The organism is Halorhabdus utahensis DSM 12940, assembly GCF_000023945.1.
GTDB lineage: Archaea > Halobacteriota > Halobacteria > Halobacteriales > Haloarculaceae > Halorhabdus > Halorhabdus utahensis.
Window position 1 is genome coordinate 2,306,249 of sequence record NC_013158.1, and the last position, 24,527, is coordinate 2,330,775.

Genomic DNA, 24,527 nt, shown 5'->3' on the forward strand with positions numbered 1-24,527 from the left:
GGACATGATCGAGGTACGTAGACACGCCTCACAGCACGACGCCATCGGGGAGCTGCCACTGCTCACCGAGTCCGCCCGCGTGACCGCGGTCACCTACCAGGACGACGACCGGAGTGAGGAGATCGCGACGGCGATGGAGCGTCTCCTGGCCGATGTGGCGATCGAGGGTGTCGACGGCGCGATGCTTCCGGGGGAGTGGGAGGCGGCCGCCGAGGCAGCTACGGCCGCCGGGCGCGCCGACCTCGCCCGTCAGGTCACGGCGCTCGGGAGGCGCTACGACCGTCCGTACCCGATGCTGGCTGCCGTCCGGTTCGATACGGCGGTCGACGTGGACTTCGTCGCCGGGCAGTACGTCGGCCTGACGTACGAGGGGATCCCGCGGGCGTACTCGCTGTCGAACTCGCCGGCCGAGGACGAACTGGAGATCTGCGTCCGGCGAGTGCCCGGCGGTCGACTGTCGCCGCGCATCTGTGCGGATCTGGCAGTCGGCGACGAGCTGACGATCCGCGGGCCGTACGGCGAACTCGTCCTCGGCGATCACGCGCCTCGTGACCTCGCGTTCGTCGCGACCGGCACGGGCGTGGCCCCGCTGAAGAGCATGATCGAGTACCTCTTCGAGACGGGCCGGGACGAATACGACGGCCAGCGTCGTGACGTCTGGCTGTTCCTCGGCGCCGACTGGACGGACGACCTGCCCTACCGCGAGTACTTCCGGGACCTCGCGGCCACTCGTGAGAACTTCCACTTCGTCCCGTGTCTGGTCTTCGAGTCGCTGCTTTCGGAGTGGGAGGGCGAAACCGACTTCGTGCAGGACGCGTTGCTGGCCCACGTCGACCCGGACCGCGTGACGACGGGCGTCGCGGCCCCGCTGGAACGACGGCTCCGTCGGGAGCCTCGATCGGGCGTCGACGCTCGGATCGATCCCGGGAACGTCGACGTCTACGCCTGCGGGATCAACGCGATGGTCTACAGTCTTCTGGCGGAGACCGACGCCATCGGCGTCCCGGATCAACGTGTGGAGGTGGAGGGGTTCGGATGAGCGGAGCGGTCGAGAACTCTCCTCGGCCTGTTCCCCACAACACGGTCGGGTTCGGCCCGCACGCCACGGCTCGTTTCGGGCGCGGCCAGCCCCACCCCTTTCGTAAACCCTAACCGCGACTCAGCCCTACGAAGAGTCGAATGAGCAAGCAACTCCCGGACGTGCAGGCGAACAGTCCGGAGGTCGCCGTCGGACTCAACCGCGTCGGCGTCACCGGTGTCGAGAAACTCGTCGAGATCGACCGCGAGGACCGTCGCCCGATCGTCCTGATGGCGACGTTCGACGTCTTCGTCGACCTCCCCACCTGGCGAAAGGGAGCGGACATGAGTCGCAACATGGAGGTCATCGACGAGACGCTCGAAGCCGCCGTCGACAACACCGGCTACCGCGTCGAGGACGTCTGTGGTGACGCCGCCGAGCGTCTTCTCGACAAGCACGACTACACCGACCGCGCGGAGGTGCGCATGGAGGCCGAGTACGTCACCCGCGAGCGCACGCCCGAAAGCGACCGCCCGACTCAGAGCACCGCCGACATCATCGCCTCCGCGACCGCGACCGACGAGGGGACTCGGGAGGAACTCGGCGCGCGTGTCACCGGCATGACGGTCTGTCCCTGTTCACAGGGAATGAGTGAGTCACGCGCCCGCCAGACGCTGAACGACCTCGACGTCGATCGGGAGACCATCGACACCTTCCTCGATGAAGTCCCCCAGGCCGGACACTCCCAGCGCGGGCACGCCACGCTCACCATCGAGAGCGATGGCTCGCCGGACGTCGACCTCCGGGACGTCATCGCGGTCGCCCGCGATGCGATGAGCGCCCACATCTACAACCTCGCGAAACGTCCGGACGAGGATCATATGACCTACGAGGCTCACGCCGACGCCAAGTTCGTCGAGGACTGCGTCCGGTCGCTCGCGGAGGGGGTTGTCGAGACGTTCCCCGATCTCCCCGAGAACGCTGTCATTCGAATGGAGCAGTCGAACGACGAGTCGATCCACCAGCACAACGCCCACGCCGAGCGCGTGGCTCGATTCGGCGATCTCACTGACGAGGTCAACGGCGACGCCGAGGGTGGCAACCCCGAACCCGCCGACAGCGGCGTGGCCGGGACGGAAACCGACGCTGTCGACCGGCGGACGAACGGCTCCGGCGACCGATAGAGCCTCGCCGTCTGCCCACACCTGTACTCGCTCGAAAAGGGTTTTGAGGCCCCGCCCGGTAGGGGGCGGCATGCTCCGGATCATCGCGCTCCTGCTGTTGATACCTCTCGTCGACATGGTGATGCTGGTCGTGGTTGCCGGTAAGCTGGGTGCCGTCCCGACGGTGTTGCTCGTGGTGTTGACGGGACTGATCGGCATGTTGCTCGTCCGTGCGGAGGGCCGTCACACGATCGCGAAGATCCAGCGGAAGGTCCTCCAGGGGGAGGCACCGACCGACGAGTTGCTCGACGGCGCGCTGCTGTTGATCGCCGGCGCGCTGCTGTTGACTCCCGGGCTGGTGACCGACGTGATCGGCTTCGTCCTCGTGATCCCGCCGACCAGATATCCAGTCCGGCTCGCACTGAAGAAGTGGGTCGTCACGCCCTATCTCGAAAAGAAGACCGGCGGGTTCGCCACCGGCTCGGTCTACGTCGGTGGCTTTCCGAACGACGACGGGGACGGGCCTGTCGGCGGTGATTCCAGCGGTCCCGGTGGATTCGGTGGGCCCGGCGGGATCGGGGGTATCGGGGGTATCGGTGGCTCGACGGACGATGGAGTCCGCGACATCGGTGAGGCCCAGGACCTCGACGACGTTGAGGACGGGGACGATCGGCCCGAGTGATCGCCAGCCACGAGGGTGACGACGGGAGCGAAAAGAAACGCTTAATGGTAGGCCTCCGGTACGCCTTGATGCGCTCACCTGGGCCAATAGCTCAATCAGGTTGAGCGCTCGGCTGATAACCGGGAGGTTCGCGGTTCAAATCCGCGTTGGCCCATCCTGTCACCTCACGACGTTCGGTGACACGGCAACAGCAGTCTCACGCCTTCTTCCTCTCAATTTCGGAACTTCACCAAAGAACCTAGTCTTTTCGGTGAACAATCTACGTCGAATTAGGAAGGCTCTGATCCGCGCGCGAGAAGACAAGTGCATATTCCCTACTGGTATTGCCGCGCATCTCTTGGGAGAGGCTCAGGAATTGCGGAAATTTCCCATATTGAAACACTATATGCAATACTTCCGCAAAGCTATCCCTTTGCCCACGTGGTTCTTCGAGAGATAAGCGGCCAATCAATAAAATAGAAGATCAAATCCCAAGAGCGGTGGCTGTCTGACAAACAGATGGGTACTTTCCCTTCCCGAGATAGTCAGTCAGACCGAGGGTCAGAGGGTTCCCATTGTCGATGCTGTTTTGCAGAGTCCATATACACCTCTTCGTTCAGTTCCACGGTATCGGTCGGCTGATGGTAGGAGGGAGATATCCTGATTCCCCGATAGAACAGCTCTCGGAGAATCGCGCTCTGTTCCTCCATCGAATCGCCACCCTCGCCTCACTAAGCGTCTCATCGTATGGCTCGATAGGATCGCTGTTTAGGTCAAGGAGACCGTGCTTGGCCGATAGAATCCACCAGTCGTCGTGGTACTGTTCCACGTAGACGCGCATTTCTCGAAGTAGTCGGAGATGTAGAGATCCTTTGGCTTGGCTGGTTCGTCTCGCTTGGTCTTGACGCAACTGACAAGACCTATTTCTCGGGTCATGGAATTATTTCCCACGTAATAATGGCTCCCTGTTGATGCACAGGATGTCGAAGTTCATCAAAGTGAGCGACATTTCATGTCTCTACCTCGAGGTCGTATCAGTACCCTATATCGATACAGAACTTCTCCGCTATCGCTTCAGGGCTGATTCGCTCGTAAGATTCGTCGAGCGCTGGTAGTAGAAGCCGTTTGATGGGATCGCGTTCCTGCTGGGTCGGGAATAACAAGTAGGAGAGTTGATAGATTTATTTGATAAAGTACAATCATTATCCAATTGGCATTCAATTTGTAATATGGAGCTCCTAAGAAGCAGTTGCGATTACTGTAGTGATAATAGCCCAGACAACAAATATTCTCAGTGTAGATTGAAATTCCACTACGACTGTGCAAAAAATCGCGGCGAACTTCGGGTTAAACAAGAAAGCGGTGAACTGTTGAGCTCAGGCTCACTACCAGTGGTCTTGTCCCAATTGTGGACGCCGTTCACAGGGTACCGTTTGATATTTGATCGGTATCCTGGGTTGGACAGACCCTACAGATAGTCATCTCCTATATGAGGCACCGTTAGAGGAGTATACCTCATTTCACTTGTTCCGCATTCGGCCAGAGGTGCGAAAACACTCGTTCACTAACTACCGGTCATTTGTATCAATAGTAAATTTACTTCACGAAGATACATATCTGCTTCTGATGCAGACAGTTTCCCTTTGCCACTCCCCTTCTACAGGCGGAGTTCCTCTCGGTTAAAGCTCCACTCACTGTGCTTGACGCAGATTCGGATGGTTCGACGCACCTATCCGAAGATCACGTTAACTTACTCTCCATCGCAACTCTGTTGCCTCACAGGCTTTTGATGATTTCGCTGCAGGAGAAATTCTGGCCTTCGAGAGAAATGGTCTGAACACGAGTTTACCAGCCACTCAACATCCTTTGTCAATAACCCACATTCTCCAAAATATTTAAATATGTGCGACAAAAATCGGCTTCCATGTCAAACTCCGGCAGTTATAATAAAGAAGTAACAAAAACATCTATCGAGTCAATCTATGCCAGTATGTCTGGAGAACGGGAGATATATGACTTTGAGGTCTGGTTAGGATCAGGCAGTCTAGTGCCAGTAAAAATCAAAGAGGGTGTCGTTAATGGAGGGGATGTGACAGGAAGGAATGGTAGAGGCTGGAAGCGTTTATATGAAATGGATGTTTCAACAATCACTGGCCATCCAGTCGCATCTTACACTGATACAGTATCTATGACATATAGCGGGACAATAGGCGAAATGAATTCAATTGATGATCTCTCAGAAAAAGAAGAAATATTTTTTGGCTATGGACACTGGGATACGAGCTGGGACGACATTGATTTTAAAGATAATCGAACTACAGTTTTGCCTAACAGAGACAATTTCAACTCACAATATGACACGTGGGAGACGAGTTACGATGCAGATATACAGGGTTTAGGAGACTTTGGCGATAAATTAGTTTTAGACACCCATCTCCGAAATGCGGACAGCGGATGGCTTGATACAGCGTGGGTGGAAATAGGTGGGGAACTGAGAGCTGTACTTGAAGATACAAATGCCAAGTCAGATACGTATACATTTAATCTCACTTCTGAACAGGCTACGTATGTTGACGAGGACAGTATGACAATAGAGATTGATGTTCAAGACAAATATCTCGATGAGGATATTGGTGTTTATATTAATGATAATTTTGTCGATTTTCTCTTTGCTGATGAAATAACTGAAGGCACAAATACGATTTCGGCAGATTCTTTTGATGGGTATGAAGTAATTAGTGGGGAGAACACTCTACACTTTGAACTTGATTCTCCAGACCTCAACGTTGCGATACGAATTTCTGAAGCGCGAATCGATGCAGATGTCCAATCCCCCCCAAACTTCGGCGTGTCCATTGACAGCACGAACGACCCAATAACGGAGGGTGATGATCTGCAAGTCACAGCAACAGTGTCAAATAGTGGTGACTTACAGGGTGATGGGACGCTAGAACTATCCGTTCCGAACGTAGGGACCACCTCAACTAACGTGAGCGTGGGAAGCGGAAACTCAACGACGAAGACGCTATCAGTGTCAACTAGCACAGGGGATGCAGGGTCTCCGACAGCTACGGTATCTGTGTCAGGTGACGATAGTGCATCAACATCTCAAACTGTCAAAATTAACGAGCAACCAAACTTCGGCGTGTCCATTGACAGCACGAACGACCCAATAACAGAGGGTGATGATCTGCAAGTCACAGCAACAGTGTCAAATAGTGGTGACTTACAGGGTGATGGGACGCTAGAACTATCCGTTCCGAACGTAGGGACCACCTCAACTAACGTGAGCGTGGGAGGTGGAAACTCGACGACGAAGACGCTATCAGTGTCAACTAGCACAGGGGATGCAGGGTCTCCGACAGCTACGGTATCTGTGTCAGGTGACGATAGTGCATCAACATCTCAAACTGTCAAAATTAACGAGCAACCAAACTTCGGCGTGTCCATTGACAGCACGAACGACCCAATAACAGAGGGTGATGATCTGCAAGTCACAGCAACAGTGTCAAATAGTGGTGACTTACAGGGTGATGGGACGCTAGAACTATCCGTTCCGAACGTAGGGACCACCTCAACTAACGTGAGCGTGGGAGGTGGAAACTCGACGACGAAGACGCTATCAGTGTCAACTAGCACAGGGGATGCAGGGTCTCCGACAGCTACGGTATCTGTGTCAGGTGACGATAGTGCATCAACATCTCAAACTGTCAAAATTAACGAGCAACCAAACTTCGGCGTGTCCATTGACAGCACGAACGACCCAATAACAGAGGGTGATGATCTGCAAGTCACAGCAACAGTGTCAAATAGTGGTGACTTACAGGGTGATGGGACGCTAGAACTATCCGTTCCGAACGTAGGGACCACCTCAACTAACGTGAGCGTGGGAGGTGGAAACTCGACGACGAAGACGCTATCAGTGTCAACTAGCACAGGGGATGCAGGGTCTCCGACAGCTACGGTATCTGTGTCAGGTGACGATAGTGCATCAACATCTCAAACTGTCAAAATTAACGAGCAACCAGATGGCGCAAACTTCGGCGTATCCATTGACAGCACGAACGACCCAATAACGGAGGGTGATGATCTGCAAGTCACAGCAACAGTGTCAAATAGTGGTGACTTACAGGGTGATGGGACGCTAGAACTATCCGTTCCGAACGTAGGGACCACCTCAACTAACGTGAGCGTGGGAGGTGGAAACTCGACGACGAAGACGCTATCAGTGTCAACTAGCACAGGGGATGCAGGGTCTCCGACAGCTACGGTATCTGTGTCAGGTGACGATAGTGCATCAACATCTCAAACTGTCAAAATTAACGAGGCTACTTCCATTTCGTTGAGTGTGACGGGAGACTCCATTACCGTCGGGGGTGTTGCCACCGTTTCTATTGCTGCAAGTCAAATAACTCAGATCACCGTTAACGATCTCTGGACTGATTGGAATGTGGATGCATCATTGGAGAAGGGAGAGTTTAATGACAAAGTCACAAATGAAGGAAAGTGTGTTTTACACTGGAGCTCTCAGCAGAGTAGTGTTTCAGTGCCGATAACAGTTTCAATACCCGAACGATACGTTGGTGGAATATATACTCTCAATCTAACAGCATCCAATTCGAATGAAACAGTTGAAAAACAGGCAAATCTAGAAATGAATAATAACTAGAGATAAATATAAATATGAATCACCCATTCCTCTAATATAAGCGCTGCTTTTGCTATTCGAGTAGATGACTCTGTCCATTGATGTAGCAGTTATCGTGGGGGAATCCTCCAACGGTTCTACGCAGTCACAGTATTCTTGTTCCGACTCATAGAGAGCGGCGGCGGATCCTCCTTCATTAACAGCCTCGCCATCTGCTCGTAGTTTCTCTGCTATCCTTCTGTAACATTAGTTGAAAGGTGACTCCCTGAGAAACTCGTCCGAATCCTTCTCAAACGTCTCAGTCCGATTGTCATAGTGTTATATAGAGTTGCGAACGAGTACTGCCGTATATGAGAAACGGCCTAGCGATGCGAAGGATAATTCGAACGACGGTGTTCAGATAAGCACCGATCAAGGAGCTACTTTCTGCCGGCTACACAGCCGAATCCTGGTGGAATGAAAGGGCGAGGGCTTTCAGAGCAGTCTCACTCAGCTTGAGTCCTTATCTGAACACTACCGTCTGTCCGGGACTGATTTGGAGGCCACTTGCGCTTCAGTACACTCAAAACCATTTGACCGCAGTCTGTAATATAGTTTATAATTAGTTATTTATTGATTGGATAATAACGGTTCGCGTATGCCAGCCAAAACCGGAGCGTCACACGGGTTTGCAGCCTTTTCGACGTTGTTGATCGGAACTATGTTTTCGAAATTCGTCTGGGATGTGCTTCCACCGCTCGGAGAGGTCTCCTTACTGGCGATGGAGTTTTTGAACGAACAAGCCGGTATTGACGTCCCCACGAGCGAACAGTTCGCCGGGACTATCGTTGTCATGGTCGGATTGTCCTTCCTTTGGGGCGTGGTGTATCACTTCGGAAGACATTGAGCAGGGGATTTACCCGGAGACTGATCTCACCGCCGTTCCCGCGATGGTGTTTCGATCTGCACTCGGCAAAGAGGTAGTTGCTGCCCTGTTCTGGTGGATTGTACAGGGGTGCTTCAGAGCGGTCCCGTCCATTTCGGATCCAGCTTGAACGCAACGTAACCGCTCTGCCATTGACTCGATTTAGCGTTCAAACTCCACTAAATGCCGCAAAGCCGCCGTCGATGGGGATGACGGCGCCGGTGACGAACTCCGAGCCGGGTGCGATCAGCCAGAGCACGGTCGAGAGCAGGTCCTCGGGGTCGCCAAAGCGGTCCTGGGGCGTGTGGTCGATGATCTGCTGGCCACGCTCGGTCAGATTCCCCTCGTCGTCGAGCAGCAGGTAGCGGTTCTGCTCGGTCAGCAGGAAGCCCGGCGCGATCGCGTTCACCCGGATGTCCGGCGAGTGGTTGTGGGCCATGTCGACGGCCAGCCACTCCGTGAAGTTCGAGACGGCGGCCTTCGCGCCGGAGTAGGCGGGGATCTTCGTCAGCGGCGTGAAGGCGTTCATCGAGGAGACGTTGAGGATGTGGCCCGCGCCCTGCTCGGCCATGTACTCGCCGAAGGCCTGGGACGCCAGGAACGTCCCCAGGAAGTTGAGATTGAAGACGTTCTCGACGCCCGCGGCGTCGAGCCCGAAGAAGTCCGTCTCCTCGTCCGTGGTCGCCTCGGGGCTGTTGCCGCCAGCGCCGTTGATGAGCACGTCGATCCGGCCGTATTCGTCGACGACCGTCTCCGCCGCCGCGTCCAGTTCCGCCCGGTCGAGCACCGACGCCTCCAGTGTCATGTACTCGGCGTCGACGTCCTCAAGCGCCGCGCCGACAGCGTCGAGTCCCTCGCTATCGATGTCGAGTACGACGACCGTCGCGCCCTGTTCACCGAGCGCGATCGCCATTTCCGAACACAGCACCCCTGCCCCGCCGGTGATCACACACACCTCGCCCTCGACGTCGTAGTTGTTGGGTACAGTCATTACGTCTCCCGGTGCGGACGGGCGGACCTTAAACAACCACGGTCGACGCTCGTTGCGTCCCGGTCAATCCAGAAAGTCGATGCCGGTGATCTCAAAGCGCGCACCGCCGGTGTCGCTGTCCGTGACCAGGATATCCCACCCGTGTGCGTTGACAATCGTCCGGACGACCGAGAGTCCGTAGCCGCTGCCGTCGCCACTCGTCGTGAACCCGTGGTCGAAGACGTCTTCTTTTTGTTCGTCCGGAATCCCGGGGCCGTCGTCCTCGACGTAGAACCCGGTTTCGAGCGGTCCGACGGTGATCGTCACCGTCCCGCTATTGCCCGGTGTTTCTCCCCCGGCGTGGGTGTCCGGGCTCGCCGAGCCGTGTTCGACTGCGTTCTGACGAGCTTGCGAGCCAGGGCTCGTGGAACTGTGTTCCACGGCGTTCCGGAAGAGGTTCTCGAACAGCTGACAGAGCCTGTCCGCGTCGCCATTCACCGTCGGGACCTCGTGATAGACGATGGTCCCGCCGGCGGTGGTGTCGACGACCGGTCTGGCGGCTTCCACCACTTCGCCGATGGCCGTCGGCTCCGGATCCGTGACGACATCCCCTTGTCGGGCCACCCGGAGCAAGTCTTCGACGAGACGGGCCATCCGGTCCGTCGTCTCCTTGATCGTCTCGATGTGGGCGTCGTCGCCGGTCTCCTCGTAGAGTTGTAGGGTTCCGCCGATGATCGAAAGCGGGTTCCGGAGGTCGTGGGCGAGGATGTCCGTGAACTCCTTGAGACGGTCGTTCTGGCGTTCGAGCATTCGCTCGTACTCCTTTGCCGTCGTCTCGTCGTGACTGATGGCTGCGAACCCTTCGTCGTCGCCCGAAAGCGGCGATAGCGTCAGCGTTCCCCAGAACACGGATTCGTCGGCGCGTTCGTGCCAGTGCTCGACCTCGACGGTCCCTTCGGTCGCGTCATCGAGGAAGCCGTCCGGCGGATCGCCGGCTTCAGTCCCGTCACCGTCAGTGAACAGGCTACTCACGTCTTCGCCGAGTACCCTTTCCGCGTCGTAGCCGTACATTGCTGTCGCCGGTGGCGGCCATTCCGTGATCGCACCGTCGCTATCTAACATGAATATGGCATGTGAGTCGATACTCTCGACGAGGCGCTGGGCGACTGGTGCCAAGTCATCGCTCGGCTCGGCCCGTTCATGGCTCACCGGCGTGTTTCCCATACGTTTGATCCGATGCCCGATTGCAAGAAGACAGCAGGTGGCACACCATGGCAGTAAAGACAGATTGGCTGTCAACTCTGGCAGAAATCATGCGCGCCCGATCGGCTGTCCGGCAATCGAACCGTCTAGTCGCTCCCGCTTTGCCCTTCGAGTTCGACGACCATGACCTCTAGATCAGGGCCGGCTCCGTCAGTTCGGTACACCCAGGATCCGCGCGGGTCGACGTCGCCGGCGAGTGCCGAGAGCAGTACCCGCCCGAGCGTCCGCTCGAAGTCCTCGGAATTCGTGAGTTCGTCGTCGGGAAGATCGGGGTTCATGATCGGTGGACAGAAGACAGCAAACCGCCGACCGTTTGGGGTCGGCGACGCCGCGACCGGTCGTCACGATGGATCGTCGCCTGACTGACGGATCTCGCCAGCCCAACTGTCATCTCTGTACCACCCGGTAGCCCCTCGCGAGGGATAGTACTACCGAAAAGCATGGTGCATCATGCCCGAACGTCGGCGAGCACGTCGCTACCGGGGAGACTTTAACGGTATTGCCAGTGAAGACGCGAATATCCCATGAGTGTCATCGTCGAGCTCACAATCCCCTCGGAGGCATTCGAGTTGGGGCAGATCCTCCGCGTCGAAGGTGCCACACAGGTCACACTCGAAACGATGGTCCCCCTCGGGGGGAAGCCGACCCCGTTCGTTCGGATCTCCGACGGCGCGCGGCGGTCCTTCGAGAATTCGGTTCGGGAACACGAATCCGTCCGTGATATTACGCCGGTCAATACACACGACGAGGAGACGCTGTACGCACTGGAGTGGGAGCCGCCCGACGGATCGCTGTTTGATCGACTTACCGATATCGGGGCGGCCTTGCTCGATGCGACCGGGACCGCCGATCGATGGCGGATCGAGCTTCGATTTCCCACTCACGATGCGCTCTCTACGTTTCAGGAGTACTACATCGAGGAGGACATCCCGGTGTCCGTCGAGAAGATTTACAATCCGACGAAACCTGACGCAGGGCCGTGGTACGGGCTGACCCCGGTCCAGCGGGAGACACTTACGCACGCGGTCGAGGCAGGCTACTATTCGCTCCCACGAACTATCTCGACGAAGGAACTCGCCGCGGAGTTCGACATCTCGGACCAGGCTGCCACCGAACGGCTCCGCCGGGGGATCTCGACGCTCGTCACGAATACGCTGTTGACACTCGAAGACGAGTGATTCGGCGTCGAGTACGTCAGTCAGCGTCGAAACGCTGGAGACGGAGATCCCGACGACGGATGACAGCGGTCGACCCTGTCTGCAAGCGTCGTGGAATGGTGGGCACGTCGTCCGGGGTGGGGTTCAGGCCTGGCATCCGGGTGGGGGCAATCGGATGCCGGTGCCGAATGTATTCTCCAGCATATACATGTCCATCCCCTCAATAAAACAACTATTGCATGGTGATCAAAGTCCTTTTTACATGCCAAGCTGGCGTAGTCGATCGATCACCGATTCGATGGACGTGGTAGTCCCAGCCAGGCTCGGATCGGGAGCTGGACAGCGTCGGTTCGCTTCGACTACCCGAACGGACCACGGTCGCCACCGAAGCCCGTTTCCATGACCTCACACTCGCCGTTCTGATTGATCAGGATGCGGCCCTGGTAGCCACAGTTGCCGTTGTTGTTGTACTGACATCGCGTACATCGACACTCGACGTCCTTCCGTGAGTTACCGGTTGACATATGGATCCATACGGCAGCCAGTTACTTGGAACCCTGCCTCACCTGGCCCTCCTGTCCGTCGACCAGCGACCCCGCTGCTGCGCTCGATTGGCTACTGGAGAGCGCGCTTGAGCACCCCGGAAGCGATCCAAACCTCAGCACTGCACCGATCGCGAGCAACCAACCGAGCGTCATCGGTCGCTTCACTGCCAATAAAACAGAAATTTTATATTCGCTGTCGACAGTTCCTGGCTGTATGGCCGACGCTCCGATCGTCCAGCTGTTGACGCTTTGGTTCGTCGCCGCGATTTTCCTGCAAACGGAGTCCGGTGGGTCCGGGCTGTTCGTCAGGATTATCGGGCTGTTTGCACTCTTGCTCGTGTATCTGCTCCCGTTCGTTATCCTGGCACTCGTCTTCGATAGTATCGACAACGAACGATAGCGTCACACGTACGCTGTCGCCAATTCGACTCGCTTGCAAACGGCGGTCGCATTACTACTCGCTGGCGTTGTCTCCCTCGACCAGCGCCTCCAGCAATTCGATGGCGAGTCCCTTGTCCAGTGGATCGTTCGCGTTCCCGCAGTGGGGTGACTGGACACACGCCGGACACCCGTCCTCACAGTCACAGTCCGCCACGAGTTCCCCCGTCGTCGCCGCCAGGTCACCGATCGATTCGTAGCCGGCTTCCGCGATCCCCACGCCCCCCGGATAGCCGTCGTAGATGAAGATCGTACTCCGATCGGTGTGGGGGTGATGGGGCGTCGACAGCCCGCCGATATCCCGACGATCACACAGAAAGGACAGCGGCATCGTCGCGATCATGGCGTGCTCGGCGGCGTGGATCCCGCCCGGAAAGTCGCCCGCTGCCCGCAGATCCGCCTCTAGCTCCGGTGGAAGCGCGTAGTACAGCGCCCGCGTTCGCAGGCTCGTCTCGGGAACGTCCAGGGATTCCCGGCTGATCGCCTCGCCCGAACGGGCGTCGTGGCGCTCGAAGCCGGTGATCTGCTTGTGCATAGTCACATCCGCAAACCGGACCGGAACGCTCTCTCGACCGGGGAAGGGCTTCTCCCGCAGGTCCGCCTCGACGGTGATCGTCTTCTCGTGGAGGACACGCGTGTATTGATCGGCGTAGGTACGGTCCAGCGTCGCCACGTCGTGATCCAGATCCAGATCCACCACCTCGTATTTCGTCCCCTGGTGGTGGTAGATCGCCCCCGGATGGGCGTCACGTAGGGCGTCGCCGAAGGGCAGCGACGCGATCACGTCGTTCGAGCCACGTTCGCGCAGTTTGATCTCCCGGTCGTCGGCGCTCCGCAGGCTGGTTTCGTGGGCTGGACTGCCGCCGCCGTCGTAGAGCCACCGCGTCCCGGCGTCGGTCGTCCGGCGCTCGAGATCGCCCCGTGATTCCAGATCGGCCACGACATCCGGGAACGTCTCGCCGAAGTGGCGATCGTCGCCCGGCGACAGCCAGTTCTCGCGGGCGGCCGAACGGACGTGATCCGGGAGGATCTGGTCGTTTGCGGGGTTGGTCAGGGCCTGCTCGGGCTCGCGGTCGAACAGCGCCTCGGGATGGCGGGCGACGTACTGGTCGAGTTGGTCCTCGCCGGTCACCAGCGCGACCAGGGCGGGATCCTCGCCCCGGCCCGCCCGCCCCGCCCGCTGGAAGGTTTCCATGCGCGTGCCCGGGTAGCCATCGAGAACGACGGCGTCCAGCCCGCCGACGTCCACCCCGAGTTCGAGTGCGCTTGTCGTCCAGACGCCCCGGATGGAGCCGTCGTGCAGGCCCGCCTCCAGTTCCCGGCGACGGTCGCTTGTCAGCGCGGCCTGATAGGCCCCGATCTTCGTCGCCAGCTCCCCCGCGCCACGCTCGCGGAGCTCCCGCTCGCTCTCGGTCGCGTAGCGCTCGGCCACCTGCCGGGAACCGGTGAAAACGGCCGTCTGGAGGCCGCGCTGAACCAGATCGGCGAACAGCCGCTTGGCCTCGACGTGGTGGGACCGACGCTGTCCGTGGCCCCCGCCACCCCGTTTCTCGGGCGGGTTCCAGACCACCCATTGCCGCGGGCCGGTCGCGCTGTCGTCCTTGGTGAGCAGCCGAAACGACGGTTCGGGTTGGTTGGTCACCGTCGCAGCGTGGCCGACCGGGTTGCCGATGGTGGCCGAACAGCAGACGTACTGCGGCGTCCCGGCGGACTGCGTCCGCCTCTCCGGCGAGCGTGGCTCGCCGCTATCAAATCGCTCGGCGAGCCGATTGAGTCGCCGGAGGACCAGCGAGACGTGACTCCCGAAGACACCGCGGTAGGCGTGGACCTCGTCGATCACGATCGTTTCCAGGCGCTGGAAGAACCACTCCCACAGCCTGTGGGCGTGGGGCATGATCCCGTAGTGGAGCATGTCCGGCGTCGTCAACAGGACCGTCGGCTGGCGCTCGCGGACGGTCTCCTTTTCGCCTTTCGAGAGCCGGCCGGTGTAGCGATCGACCGTCACCCGCGACCCGAAGCCCAGTCCATGAGCGAGATCCGAGAGCGTCTCGGCCTGGTCGTTGATGAGTGCGACCTGCGGCGCGATGTAGAGCGTCGTCCCCACGTGGTCCATCGCCCGCTCGAACGCGGGGACGGTGTAGGCGAGGCTCTTCCCGCTCGCGGTCGGGGTCGCCAGGACGACGTTCTCGCCGTCGCGGACGGCCTCGATCGCGTCGGCCTGGTGGCGGTAGAACCGGTCGACTCCCTGGTCTTCGAGCGCCGAGGCGAGGCGATCGGAAACGTCCAGGTCGCCGTCGGTCGCCTCGCGGTCGGGGAAGCGTCGCTCGTCGGCGATCTGTCCCTCGTAGTACGGGCGCTCGCGGAGCCAGGGGAGGACGTCGTCCACGCGCTCGCTTGTGGTTGCGTCGTCCTAACGGTTGTGCTCCGATGTTCTGCCTTCTCTCATCCCTGATGTGATGAAACGGCCGCTCACTCCAGAGACCAATAGATCAATCGTCGTCACTGCGGTAGGCGTCGCCACCGCGTTTTCGAATCCGCAAGACGTAGAGAGCTCCTTCGGCCTGGTCGGCACGACATCCGAGACGGAACGGACCGATCCGGAGCTTCTGGTTGGGTGCGCCGTGGAGCGGTTCGAGATATTCAGGCGGGTCCCGCCACTGGTCAGTGACGATCTCGTCGAGTTTGCTGACGATTCGGTCCCGTGCGTGCTCGTCGAGTCCGTCGAAATCACGTCGCGCCGTGTCGGTAAGTTCCCAGTCCCACTCACTCATCGTCGCGTGCTGTCCCGTCGAGTCCGTATTCGGCCTTCACCTCGTCGCTACTGTGGGTGCGTCCCTCGCGGATCTCCGCCTCGCTCGTGAGCATCGCCTTCAGATCTGCACGGTTGAATTCCGGATGCTTGAGCGCGTCACGGAGCACCGCCCGGATGAACTCGCTTCGGCTGTTGAACCCTTGATCTTCCCACGTCGTGTCGACATCCGCCAGAAACGATTCCGTCATCCGGATGTTTACCGTCGTCTTCTCGGGTGGGGACTCCGTTTTTGCCATATATTGTGTTGAATTTGTGTATGGATAAGCGTTACGTCAGTTGGGACGTTCCTGTCGCCATCGACGGAGACTGGGCCGACCAGTCACATCAGCATAAGCGGCTCTTTCACTCTTGTCCGAACTGCTATGTCTCGACGCGTACCGTCTCGCCTGTCTCGGCGGACTCGTAGATCGCCTCGATCGCCTGCATGTCGAGCATAGCGTGCTCGCCGTCGGGTTCGGGTTCGCGACCCGACAGCACGCAGTCGGCGAAGTAGGCGAACTCCTCCTCCAGCTGGTGGACGTCCGTCACGTCGATGGCGTGGCGCTCGCCGTCGAGCCTGACCTCCATGTCGCGGGGCTCACGCTCGAAGAATGCCGGGTCGATGATGACCTGGCCCTCCGTCCCGGTCACCCGGAGGAAGCTGTCGTGGTAGGCGTTGTGGTTGGCGGTGAAGACGACGGGCACCCCACCCTCGAACGTCGCCCGGACGGCGACGCGCTCCTCGACGTCGGCGAACGCCTCGTGGGTCGATCCTGTTTCCGCCGAGACCTTCTCCGGATCAGCGTCGAGCAGGAATCGCGTCGTGTTCAGCGGGTAGATCCCGATGTCCATCATCGCGCCGCCGCCCGCGAGGTCGGGGTCGAGTCGCCACTGCTCGCTCGCGTCACCCTCCAACTCGGCGACCATCCGCTGGGACATATTGGAGTGGACTTGCACAACGTCGCCGATCGCGCCCGCCTCGATGAATTCCTTCGAGCGGCGGACGACCGGATCGAGGTGCATCCGGTAGCCGACCATCAGCGAGACACCGGCTTCCCGAGTTGCTTCGACGAGTTCGGCGGCCCGGTCGACACTGGCTTCCATCGGTTTCTCACAGAGCACGTCCTTGCCGAACGCCGCCGCGGTTTCGACGTACTCCAGATGGGTCGCGTTCGGCGTACAGACGTAGACGGCGTCGTATTCGGACTCGGCGACGCCGTCGTGGAACTGCTCGGGCGACAGGTGGGTCAGGTCGTGCTCGTCGGCGAGTGCCCCGGCGCGTTCGGGATCGAGATCGACGACGACCGTCGCCTCGGTGTGGTCGGCTCGCTCGATGCCGGGCAGTGCCCACTCGCGGGTGAACCAGCCGGCCCCGATCAGCGCGAATCGGACCGTCCCAGCGCCGTCGTAGGTCTCCCAGTCGCGGCGCGCGAACTCGGAAACGTGATCCATGAGATCCATGGTCCCCATTCCGGTCGCCTTGAGCAATACTCTGTCGCCGGGTCTGCCTTGAGCCCCGTCTCTGTCTCACGTGTCGGCCAGTACGAAGTAGGAAGGTTGCCGGGTTGGGGGACCCGGCGAGCGCCAATTGATGACAGTAGACGATCGCACTCCTCCGGCTTCACCGCGGCGGACGATCCGCGGTGGGTCTTGAGCATCACACAGACGATCGAGCCGTGATCGTCCGGGCCGGTAACGGGGGGCAACGTCGCCGACCCGGTTCGAAGGTCGCGGGGCGTCTATGTAAAATCCGGATGACAGTCTCAGAGTCAGCAGCCGAGTCCGGCGTTTGATATGGACCGGTCGAATGATGGATGTAGCCACCCGGTTCGGCGACTCGACAGCATCGCTCATTTCCTCACTTCGCCGTCGATACGATCTTGATCACGTCGCCCTCATCGAGTTCGGTGTCGTCGCTGATCCGGCGTTTCTCGCGGGCGTCGACGGCGTGGAGATACCCCTCACCGATGTCCGAGTGGACTGCATAGGCCAGGTCTCGCGGTGTCGATCCATCGGGCAGGAGGTGTGCGTCGGGCAGGACGTTGCCCTGGCCGTCGGTCCAGTGGGTTTCGTCCTGGACCGGATAGGCCGTTAGTTGATCGAGCACTTCGTAGACGGCCGTGTCCAGCGCCTTCTGGACGCCCGTCCCGCCGTGGTCGTCCATCACGTCGCGGATCCGTTCGAGGCCGGCTTCCTGGTCGTCGCTGATATCGCCGGTGATCTCGAAGTCAGGATCACCGGGATCGTATTCGACGATGTCCGCTTCGACGGCCCGCCGGAGGGCGAGTTCGCCGTCGGCGGTGACCGGGATCGTCGCTTCGTTTCGCTCTTTGAGTGCCTGGATATTTTCGGGTGGGGCGACGTCGGCCTTGTTTGCGATGACGATGATGGGCTTGGTTCGCGCTCGGATGTCACTCGCCAGCGATTCGCGATGCTCGTCGGTCCAGGCGAGTGGATCCTCGGGATACTCCAGTTCGCGGAGCGTCCGGGCCACGTCGAGTTCCGTCGCGCCGACCCCCGTCAGAAACTCCGAGAGCGCCTCGTCGATGTCGAAATCGGGCGACCGGGAGCGACGCTCGACGGTCTCCCAGTTGCGCTCGATGATGCTGGCCAGCCACAGATCCATCTCCTCCTCGATGAAATCCAGATCCTCGACCGGGTCGTGCTCGCCGATCTCGACCGGTTCGCCCTCCTCGTCGGTCGCCCCGGAGGCGTCGACGACGTGGAGGATCGCGTCGGCGTCGGTCAGCTCGTCGAGGAACTGGTTGCCCAGCCCGCGTCCCTCGTGAGCACCAGGGACCAGGCCCGCGACGTCGAGCAGTTTGACGGGGACGTATCGCTTGCCGTCGTGACAGCGATCGTTACCACACCGCTCGTCGAGATCGAGACACGGACACTGTGTCCGGGCGTGACTCACGCCGCGGTTGGCGTCGATCGTCGTGAACGGGTAGTTGGCGACGTCCACGTCGGCCATCGTCGCTGCGGTGTAAAACGTCGACTTGCCGGCGTTTGGCTTGCCGGCAAGTGCGAGCGAGAGCATGTCACTGCCTACCCCGCTCGTCACTTTCCCACTTTCGGTCCCGGCTGGTCCGGGGCCGTCGCGATCGCCGCTCAGTGATCCATCCGGACGACGTTGATCAGCGAATACACCGGCACGCCCAGGACCGAGTCCTCGCCGTGTTTGTCGGTCAGGACGACGCCACCGACCGGATTGCCGCCCCGCTCGCGAACTTCCTCGATGGTCTCGGTCATCGTCTTGCCCGTGTCGATGTTGTCGTCGACGATGTAACAGTCCCGACCGCGGATCGTGGCGAAGTTCCGGGAGAACGACCCGCTCGTGTCGGCTTCGGTGTCGTCCCAGCGCTCCTTGCTCGGCGTGTAGACGCTGAGGTCGGTCTCGAGTTCCCGCGAGACGGTCGTCGCCAGTGGCCCGCCGGATTTGCCGATCCCGATCGTCAGGTCGACGTCTTCGCCCTCCTTATCGAGCAGATCGGCCATCGCTCGGCCGACGTAAGTCAGTCGCTGACTGTCGCGGCCGATCGCACTCCAGTCGATGTGGATGTCGTGGGGCTTCTCACGATCCGACTGGTCGCTGCCGGCGTCGGTCTGATCGACGAGCCAGCTTGCGGTCTCTCGGGAGACGTTGAGTTCGTCGGCGATTTCGCCCTTCGAGAGGCCGAGATCGGTCAACTTTGCCGCACTGTCGACGAGGTCGTCCAGTGACTTCATCGGTAGGGGGGTTCGGACCCGAGCACTTAAACGGTCCGGGACCAGCGGTGCTGGAACCGCCCGCGTCGTCAGGACGCCTCGGAATCGGCTCCGTCGCCCTCGTCACTATGTCGGTCTTTGATCGACTGGAGTTCGGCCTCGACGTCCACGTTCACGTCCCGGCTGTCGTCGTTCGCGGAGAGTGCTTCGAGCCGCTGGTCGAGTTGCTGACTCAGCGTCCGGACCTCCGAGAGGTTCTCCCGCGTCCGGTCGTCGAGATCGGAGCTGTCGACGGCCGCCTGGACGTCGTCGAGGGCATCGTCGAGGCGGTCGACGACCGATCGGCCGACAGCCGCAACGTCCTCGCTTGCGCTCGTCGACTGGCTCTCCGTCTCGGAATCGCCGACCATCCGGAGTGTTCGCTGTAAGAGCCGGAGTGCCCTGATGTTGGTTTCGAGCACCAGGATGGCCGCCGGGATCGTCACGTCCGTCGTGAACTGGAGCAGTCGGTCGAGACTACGACCACGCCCACGTTGTTCGGCCTTGAGATCGCGCTGGAGGGCGGATAGCGACGTCGTGAGCTCCCTGAGGAGCTGCGGGAGGTCCGCTCGATCGGGCTGGCTGGACATACCGCTCGGTTGGGCAGTGAGCCACATAAATGTGCGAGCCGCCGACCCCGGCTTCGCGCTGACCGGGGACGGCGAGCATGCGAGTGGGCCCCCGGGGGCGGGGCCGACACCTGGATCACTTCCGCACAACTATCACGACTGTTACCATTGTTCATTATATACGCGTGAATCGCTATTCCGTGGCGTCCGGCCCCCTCTTGGCGATGTCTTCCCACGTCACTCACTCACAGACAGCGATGATACAGGTAAATATTTCCCGTGTGATACCCAACTCTGAGAAGATACGATGGGCCAGTTAGATACGTTATTTGCGCCGGAACGGGTAGCTGTCGTCGGAGCGACCGAGAGTGAGGGCTCCGTCGGGCGCGCAGTCATGGAGAATCTCCTTGACGGCTATGAGGGGGACGTCGTGGCGGTCAATCCGAGCTCGGAGACGGTGTTCGGTCTCGACTGTCATGACAGTATCGCCGACGTCGGGGGCGTCGATCTGGCGATCGTCGTCGTGCCGCCACAGATCGTCAACGGGGTCCTCGAAGAGGCTGGCGAGGCCGGGGTCCGCGACGTTGCCGTGATCACTGCCGGGTTCGGGGAGGCCGGCAGCGAGGGGGCCGCCCGGGAACGGGACATGAAAGCGATCGCCGAGGACCACGATCTCAATCTCGTCGGTCCGAACTGTCTGGGCGTCCTCTCGACGCGCCGGAACATGAACGCGACGTTCAGCCCGAAATCGGCCATCGAGGGCAACATCTCCTTCATGAGCCAGTCGGGGGCGTTCATCACGGCCGTCCTCGACTGGGCGAGCGATCACAACGTCGGCTTCAACGACGTCGTCTCACTGGGTAACAAGGCCGTCCTCGACGAGGGGGACTTCATCGACTACTGGGGCGAGGACCCCGAGACGGACGTCATCCTCGGCTACCTCGAAGACATCGAGAACGGCCGGGATTTCATCGACACGGCACGCGAGGTCACCAAGGACACGCCGATCGTCGCCGTCAAATCCGGACGGACGGAAGCCGGCGCGTCGGCCGCGGCCTCTCACACCGGCGCGATCGCCGGCAGCGAACGGGCCTACGAGGCCGGTCTGGAGCAGGCGGGGGTACTCCGGGCGACCAGCGTCCAGGAACTGTTCGACTACGCGACGATCCTCGAAGATCAGCCGATGCCCGAGAACGACCAGATCGCGATCGTCACGAACGCCGGCGGCCCCGGCGTGATGTCGACTGACGCGATCGGTGACTCCGGGCTCGAGATGGCGACACTGACCGACGAAACCCTCGAGGCACTCGAAGCCGACATGCCGGACGGAGCCAACATCTACAATCCCGTCGACGTCCTCGGGGACGCACCCAGCGAGCGCTACGAGCAAGCGCTCGACGTGGTGTTGCAGGACCCCAACGTCGGCTCGGTGGTCGTCGTGGCCTGCCCCACGGCCGTGCTCTCCTTCGAGAAGCTGGCCGAAACGGTCACCGACAAGTTCGAGGAATACGGCGTTCCCATGGCAGCGAGTCTCATGGGCGGGGACTCGGCCCAGCAAGCCAACGAGATCCTCGGCGAGGCTGGCATCCCGTCGTACTTCGATCCCGCACGCGGCGTCAACGGTCTCGACGCGCTCCGGGAGTACGCCGAGATTCGCGAACACGAGTACGCCGAGCCCCGGGACTTCGACGTCGATCGCGAGCGCGCTCGCGAGATCCTCGAACGGACGAAGGAACGTGACACTAACAAGCTCGGGGTCGAGGCCATGGAACTGCTCGAAGCCTACGGGATCCCGACCCCGCAGGGAGCCATCGTCTCTGACAAGAACGCGGCGGTCGAAGCCGCCAAAGATATCCCGGGCAACGTCGTGATGAAGATCGTCAGTCCGGACATCCTCCACAAATCGGACATCGGTGGCGTCGAGGTCAGCGTCCCCGACGACGAGGTCGCTAGCACCTACGACGATCTGATCGCTCGTGCGCGCAACTACCAGCCCGACGCGACGATCCTCGGCGTTCAGGTCCAGGAGATGGCCGACCTCGACGCGGGGACCGAGACCATCGTCGGGATCAACCGCGACCCGCAGTTCGGACCGCTGGTGATGTTCGGGCTGGGAGGCATCTTCGTGGAAGTGCTCGAAGACGCCACCTTCCGGGTCGCCCCCGTCAGCGAACCCGAGGCCGAGGAGATGATCGACGAGATCGATTCCGCGCCGCTACTCCGTGGGGCGCGTGGTCGCGAGCCGGTGGACGAAGCCGGCGTCGTCGAGACGATCCAGCGCATCTCGAAGCTCGTTACTGACTTCCCAGCGATCCTCGAACTCGACATCAACCCGCTCGTCGCGACGCCGGATGGCGTCGTAGCCGTCGACATCCGGGCGACCGTCGACCAGGAGGAACTTTAAAACCATTACCCACCGGAGGACTACAAACATGAAACCCATACTCGTCACCTCGACCGAAGAAGCGACCGGCAAGACAGCAGTCACCCTCGCGATCGCGAAACTGGCCGATGCAGCCGGCTACAGCGTGGGATACATGAAGCCCAAGGGCACCCGTCTCCAGAGCGCGACGGGCAAGACCCGCGACGAGGATCCCATGCTCGCTCGCGAGCTCCTCGGGCTCGACTCGGAGATGCACGAACTCGAACCGATCGTCTACACCCCCACCTTCGTCCAGGAGGCCATCCAGGGCCGCGAGCAACCCGATGAACTCCGCGATCGCGTCCTCGAGAACTACGAGAAGATGGCCGGCGAACGCGACGCGATGGTCATCGAAGGGACCGACCGGCTCGTGACCGGCGGGATCGTCGATCTGACGGATGCGGACATCGCCGAGATGATCGACGCCAACGTCGTGTTGCTCTCTCGGTACGACGAACCGGAGGACGTCGACGACATCCTCGCGGCCGCCGAGACGCTCGGCGACTCCCTGGCCGGTGTGCTGTTCAACGCCGTCCCCGACGCGGTGTTCGACCAGTTGACGACCGACGTCGTTCCGTACCTCGAAAACCGCGGCATTTCGGTGCTCGGTGTCGTCCCGCGAGTCCAGGAACTCGCCGGACTCACTGTCGACGACCTGGCCGAACGGCTCGGTGCTGAAGTGCTGACAAGCGACGCCGGCACGGACCTCTTCGTCGAGCGCTTCACCGTCGGCGCGATGTCCGCCGAGAGCGCGCTCACGCAGTTCCGCCGCATGCAGAACGCGGTGATGATCACCAGCGGCGACCGCCCGGAGATCGTGACCGCCGCGCTCGACGCCTCGGGGATCAAGGCAATCATTCTCGGCGGTGGCTTCCGGCCCTCCAGCGCCATCATCGGCCGCGCCGAGGAGGAGGGCGTCCCGATCCTGTTGCTCCAGTCGGACACCCGCATGGTGATCGATCGGACCGAGGACCTGCTCCAGACCGGCCCGACCCGCAGTGCGGCGACCGTCGACCGGATGCAGACGCTCCTCGACGATCACGCCGACGTCGACTCGCTCATCGATAACGACGACTGATCGCGTGACGGCCGCCCATTTCACTGGCTGAAAACCGTCTCAAGGTTTATCCAGGTCTGGTTCGTAAACACGTTCGGAGCCATACGGCTCCGTAGTGTCACACGCGGGGATCACCCCCGTTTCCCTTTGGCGACTGGATCTCTGCACAGTCACGTCTCCGTGTCTCTCGGGGCCGCGCCGGCATCCCAGCGTTTAATACCGGACCTCCGGAACCCGCGTACATGCCGAACCACGCTCCATCCTCGGGACCGGCGGACCCACTCGATCTCCACGGCGTCATCCCGCCGACGATCACGGCGTTTCACGACGACGAGACCGTCAACGAGGCGGCGACGGCGGCCCACGCCGAATTCGTCGTCGAGCACGGTGCCCACGCGGTCTTCCCGCTGGGCACCAACGGCGAGTTTCCGCTGCTTTCGGCGACCGAACGAGAGCGAGTCGTCGAGGTCGTCGTCGACGCCGTCGGCGACGAGGTGCCCGTCATCGCCGGCGTCGGTGCGCCGGGCACCCGGGAGACGGTCCGGCACGCCGAACGCGCCGTTGCGGCCGGCGCGGACGGCCTCGTCGTCGTCACGCCCTTCTATTTCCCGCTTGCGGCCGAGGCGGCCGTCGATCACTATCAGCGAGTCGCCGACGCGGTCGATCGCCCGGTGTACGTCTATCACATCCCGCCGCTGACTGGCAATCACCTCTCGACCGATGCGATGGCCGACATCGCCGACATCGACGGCGTGGCTGGATTGAAGGATACCAGCGGCGACGTCCCGTGGCTCGGACAGGTGCTGGCGGACAACCCCGACCTGACAGTACTCGCGGGGCACAATGCACTCCTGTATGCTGGTCTCGAACTCGGGTGTTCCGGGGTCGTGAGCTCGGTCTCGAACGCGTTCCCGGGACTGGTCGTCGATCTCTACGAGGCGTTCGACGACGGTGACGCGGCCCGTGCCCAGGCGCTTCAGGAGACCGTCCGCGACGTCGTGAACGCGTTCGATCGGGGGCCGTACATGGCCGGCGTCAAGACGGCGCTGGCCGAGCGTGACGTCGGTTTCGACCCCGGGCCGCTCCGGGATCCCCTGCGGACGATGGACGATGGGGAAACCGCGGCGTTCCTCGAGGATCTGGCGTCGATCGGGTTGCTGTAGGGCGAGCGGCC

The 24,527-nt window shown here is 60.8% G+C and carries 21 protein-coding genes, 1 tRNA gene and 1 pseudogene; 11 read left to right on the top strand and 12 right to left on the bottom strand.

Features of this window, described 5'->3' with window-relative positions; translation table 11 throughout:
- Positions 1 to 4: 4 nt before the first annotated feature.
- The 4 genes from HUTA_RS11060 to HUTA_RS11075 all read left to right on the top strand — a co-directional run bounded on the left by HUTA_RS11060 (position 5) and on the right by HUTA_RS11075 (position 3,017).
- Positions 5 to 1,039, top strand: a complete 1,035-nt coding sequence (locus HUTA_RS11060; protein WP_015789995.1) for a ferredoxin--NADP reductase — start codon at positions 5 to 7, stop codon at positions 1,037 to 1,039.
- A 140-nt stretch (positions 1,040 to 1,179) separates the two neighbouring features.
- Positions 1,180 to 2,202: a GTP cyclohydrolase MptA gene (gene mptA, locus HUTA_RS11065; RefSeq protein WP_015789996.1), complete on the top strand. Its 1,023-nt coding sequence runs from the start codon at positions 1,180 to 1,182 to the stop codon at positions 2,200 to 2,202.
- Between the two features lie 70 nt (positions 2,203 to 2,272).
- Positions 2,273 to 2,863, top strand: a complete 591-nt coding sequence (locus HUTA_RS11070) for an FxsA family protein (RefSeq protein WP_015789997.1) — start codon at positions 2,273 to 2,275, stop codon at positions 2,861 to 2,863.
- An 80-nt stretch (positions 2,864 to 2,943) separates the two neighbouring features.
- Positions 2,944 to 3,017, top strand: a tRNA-Ile gene (locus tag HUTA_RS11075).
- Between the two features lie 441 nt (positions 3,018 to 3,458).
- On the opposite strand, the pseudogene HUTA_RS16055 reads toward HUTA_RS11075, so the two are convergent.
- Positions 3,459 to 3,778, bottom strand: a pseudogene (locus HUTA_RS16055) (DUF6884 domain-containing protein).
- 988 nt (positions 3,779 to 4,766) lie between these two features.
- Between HUTA_RS16055 and HUTA_RS15335 the strand changes: the two are divergent.
- Positions 4,767 to 7,511: a hypothetical protein gene (locus tag HUTA_RS15335; RefSeq protein ID WP_015789999.1), complete on the top strand. Its 2,745-nt coding sequence runs from the start codon at positions 4,767 to 4,769 to the stop codon at positions 7,509 to 7,511.
- Between the two features lie 616 nt (positions 7,512 to 8,127).
- On the top strand, positions 8,128 to 8,376 hold the full coding sequence (locus HUTA_RS11080) for a hypothetical protein (protein ID WP_049941326.1): 249 nt from the start codon (positions 8,128 to 8,130) through the stop codon (positions 8,374 to 8,376).
- Positions 8,377 to 8,563: 187 nt separating this feature from the next.
- Here the strand turns inward: HUTA_RS11080 and HUTA_RS11085 are convergent, their stop codons facing one another.
- The 3 genes from HUTA_RS11085 to HUTA_RS11095 form a co-directional block, all read right to left on the bottom strand.
- Positions 8,564 to 9,385, bottom strand: a complete 822-nt coding sequence (locus HUTA_RS11085; RefSeq protein ID WP_015790001.1) for an SDR family oxidoreductase — start codon at positions 9,383 to 9,385, stop codon at positions 8,564 to 8,566.
- 63 nt (positions 9,386 to 9,448) lie between these two features.
- Entirely contained in the window at positions 9,449 to 10,588 is a 1,140-nt protein-coding gene (locus HUTA_RS11090; protein ID WP_015790002.1) for a two-component system sensor histidine kinase NtrB, read from the bottom strand.
- A 125-nt stretch (positions 10,589 to 10,713) separates the two neighbouring features.
- Positions 10,714 to 10,905, bottom strand: coding sequence for a hypothetical protein (locus HUTA_RS11095; RefSeq protein WP_015790003.1), 192 nt, complete (start codon positions 10,903 to 10,905; stop codon positions 10,714 to 10,716).
- Positions 10,906 to 11,151: 246 nt separating this feature from the next.
- On the opposite strand from HUTA_RS11095, the gene HUTA_RS11100 reads away from it, so the two are divergent.
- Positions 11,152 to 11,805, top strand: a complete 654-nt coding sequence (locus HUTA_RS11100) for a helix-turn-helix domain-containing protein (RefSeq protein ID WP_015790004.1) — start codon at positions 11,152 to 11,154, stop codon at positions 11,803 to 11,805.
- Between the two features lie 338 nt (positions 11,806 to 12,143).
- Here the strand turns inward: HUTA_RS11100 and HUTA_RS15645 are convergent, their stop codons facing one another.
- Positions 12,144 to 12,308: a hypothetical protein gene (locus HUTA_RS15645; protein WP_015790005.1), complete on the bottom strand. Its 165-nt coding sequence runs from the start codon at positions 12,306 to 12,308 to the stop codon at positions 12,144 to 12,146.
- 235 nt (positions 12,309 to 12,543) lie between these two features.
- Here HUTA_RS15645 and HUTA_RS11105 point away from each other — a divergent pair, with 235 nt between their 5' ends.
- Complete coding sequence (locus tag HUTA_RS11105; protein ID WP_015790006.1) at positions 12,544 to 12,729, top strand: hypothetical protein; 186 nt, start codon at positions 12,544 to 12,546, stop codon at positions 12,727 to 12,729.
- Between the two features lie 54 nt (positions 12,730 to 12,783).
- Here HUTA_RS11105 and HUTA_RS11110 read toward each other — a convergent pair whose 3' ends face one another.
- From HUTA_RS11110 to HUTA_RS11140, 7 genes are all read right to left on the bottom strand, one after another.
- Positions 12,784 to 15,153, bottom strand: coding sequence for a DEAD/DEAH box helicase (locus HUTA_RS11110; protein WP_015790007.1), 2,370 nt, complete (start codon positions 15,151 to 15,153; stop codon positions 12,784 to 12,786).
- Positions 15,154 to 15,256: 103 nt separating this feature from the next.
- Positions 15,257 to 15,538, bottom strand: coding sequence for a type II toxin-antitoxin system RelE family toxin (locus HUTA_RS11115; RefSeq protein WP_015790008.1), 282 nt, complete (start codon positions 15,536 to 15,538; stop codon positions 15,257 to 15,259).
- Positions 15,531 to 15,815 carry a ribbon-helix-helix domain-containing protein gene (locus tag HUTA_RS11120; protein WP_015790009.1) on the bottom strand — a complete coding sequence of 95 codons (285 nt, stop codon included), beginning with the start codon at positions 15,813 to 15,815 and terminating at the stop codon, positions 15,531 to 15,533. Before HUTA_RS11120 ends, HUTA_RS11115 begins: the two co-directional genes overlap by 8 nt.
- Positions 15,816 to 15,939: 124 nt before the next feature.
- A complete protein-coding gene (gene gfo6 / locus HUTA_RS11125) occupies positions 15,940 to 17,019 on the bottom strand; it encodes a D-xylose 1-dehydrogenase Gfo6 (protein ID WP_049941327.1) in 1,080 nt (359 codons plus the stop codon).
- A 397-nt stretch (positions 17,020 to 17,416) separates the two neighbouring features.
- Positions 17,417 to 18,598: a redox-regulated ATPase YchF gene (locus HUTA_RS11130; protein WP_015790011.1), complete on the bottom strand. Its 1,182-nt coding sequence runs from the start codon at positions 18,596 to 18,598 to the stop codon at positions 17,417 to 17,419.
- Positions 18,599 to 18,669: 71 nt separating this feature from the next.
- Entirely contained in the window at positions 18,670 to 19,287 is a 618-nt protein-coding gene (gene gfcR / locus HUTA_RS11135) for a transcriptional regulator GfcR (RefSeq protein ID WP_015790012.1), read from the bottom strand.
- A 68-nt stretch (positions 19,288 to 19,355) separates the two neighbouring features.
- Positions 19,356 to 19,895, bottom strand: a complete 540-nt coding sequence (locus HUTA_RS11140) for a DUF7547 family protein (RefSeq protein WP_143920370.1) — start codon at positions 19,893 to 19,895, stop codon at positions 19,356 to 19,358.
- Between the two features lie 286 nt (positions 19,896 to 20,181).
- Here HUTA_RS11140 and HUTA_RS11145 point away from each other — a divergent pair, with 286 nt between their 5' ends.
- The 3 genes from HUTA_RS11145 to HUTA_RS11155 all read left to right on the top strand — a co-directional run bounded on the left by HUTA_RS11145 (position 20,182) and on the right by HUTA_RS11155 (position 24,516).
- Positions 20,182 to 22,278 carry an acetate--CoA ligase family protein gene (locus HUTA_RS11145; RefSeq protein WP_015790014.1) on the top strand — a complete coding sequence of 699 codons (2,097 nt, stop codon included), beginning with the start codon at positions 20,182 to 20,184 and terminating at the stop codon, positions 22,276 to 22,278.
- Between the two features lie 28 nt (positions 22,279 to 22,306).
- Complete coding sequence (locus tag HUTA_RS11150; protein WP_015790015.1) at positions 22,307 to 23,374, top strand: phosphotransacetylase family protein; 1,068 nt, start codon at positions 22,307 to 22,309, stop codon at positions 23,372 to 23,374.
- Between the two features lie 221 nt (positions 23,375 to 23,595).
- On the top strand, positions 23,596 to 24,516 hold the full coding sequence (locus HUTA_RS11155; protein ID WP_015790016.1) for a dihydrodipicolinate synthase family protein: 921 nt from the start codon (positions 23,596 to 23,598) through the stop codon (positions 24,514 to 24,516).
- The last annotated feature ends 11 nt before the right edge of the window (positions 24,517 to 24,527 follow it).

What these genes read in the sequence shown, in the direction of transcription:
- HUTA_RS11060 (WP_015789995.1), top strand. Translation starts at nt 5, where the DNA reads ATGATCGAGGTACGTAGACACGCCTCACAGCACGACGCCATCGGGGAG.
- mptA (WP_015789996.1), top strand. Translation starts at nt 1,180, where the DNA reads ATGAGCAAGCAACTCCCGGACGTGCAGGCGAACAGTCCGGAGGTCGCC.
- HUTA_RS11070 (WP_015789997.1), top strand. Translation starts at nt 2,273, where the DNA reads ATGCTCCGGATCATCGCGCTCCTGCTGTTGATACCTCTCGTCGACATG.
- HUTA_RS15335 (WP_015789999.1), top strand. Translation starts at nt 4,767, where the DNA reads ATGTCAAACTCCGGCAGTTATAATAAAGAAGTAACAAAAACATCTATC.
- HUTA_RS11080 (WP_049941326.1), top strand. Translation starts at nt 8,128, where the DNA reads ATGCCAGCCAAAACCGGAGCGTCACACGGGTTTGCAGCCTTTTCGACG.
- HUTA_RS11085 (WP_015790001.1), bottom strand. Translation starts at nt 9,385, where the DNA reads ATGACTGTACCCAACAACTACGACGTCGAGGGCGAGGTGTGTGTGATC.
- HUTA_RS11090 (WP_015790002.1), bottom strand. Translation starts at nt 10,588, where the DNA reads ATGGGAAACACGCCGGTGAGCCATGAACGGGCCGAGCCGAGCGATGAC.
- HUTA_RS11095 (WP_015790003.1), bottom strand. Translation starts at nt 10,905, where the DNA reads ATGAACCCCGATCTTCCCGACGACGAACTCACGAATTCCGAGGACTTC.
- HUTA_RS11100 (WP_015790004.1), top strand. Translation starts at nt 11,152, where the DNA reads ATGAGTGTCATCGTCGAGCTCACAATCCCCTCGGAGGCATTCGAGTTG.
- HUTA_RS15645 (WP_015790005.1), bottom strand. Translation starts at nt 12,308, where the DNA reads ATGTCAACCGGTAACTCACGGAAGGACGTCGAGTGTCGATGTACGCGA.
- HUTA_RS11105 (WP_015790006.1), top strand. Translation starts at nt 12,544, where the DNA reads ATGGCCGACGCTCCGATCGTCCAGCTGTTGACGCTTTGGTTCGTCGCC.
- HUTA_RS11115 (WP_015790008.1), bottom strand. Translation starts at nt 15,538, where the DNA reads ATGAGTGAGTGGGACTGGGAACTTACCGACACGGCGCGACGTGATTTC.
- HUTA_RS11120 (WP_015790009.1), bottom strand. Translation starts at nt 15,815, where the DNA reads ATGGCAAAAACGGAGTCCCCACCCGAGAAGACGACGGTAAACATCCGG.
- gfo6 (WP_049941327.1), bottom strand. Translation starts at nt 17,019, where the DNA reads ATGGATCTCATGGATCACGTTTCCGAGTTCGCGCGCCGCGACTGGGAG.
- HUTA_RS11130 (WP_015790011.1), bottom strand. Translation starts at nt 18,598, where the DNA reads ATGCTCTCGCTCGCACTTGCCGGCAAGCCAAACGCCGGCAAGTCGACG.
- gfcR (WP_015790012.1), bottom strand. Translation starts at nt 19,287, where the DNA reads ATGAAGTCACTGGACGACCTCGTCGACAGTGCGGCAAAGTTGACCGAT.
- HUTA_RS11140 (WP_143920370.1), bottom strand. Translation starts at nt 19,895, where the DNA reads ATGTCCAGCCAGCCCGATCGAGCGGACCTCCCGCAGCTCCTCAGGGAG.
- HUTA_RS11145 (WP_015790014.1), top strand. Translation starts at nt 20,182, where the DNA reads ATGGGCCAGTTAGATACGTTATTTGCGCCGGAACGGGTAGCTGTCGTC.
- HUTA_RS11150 (WP_015790015.1), top strand. Translation starts at nt 22,307, where the DNA reads ATGAAACCCATACTCGTCACCTCGACCGAAGAAGCGACCGGCAAGACA.
- HUTA_RS11155 (WP_015790016.1), top strand. Translation starts at nt 23,596, where the DNA reads ATGCCGAACCACGCTCCATCCTCGGGACCGGCGGACCCACTCGATCTC.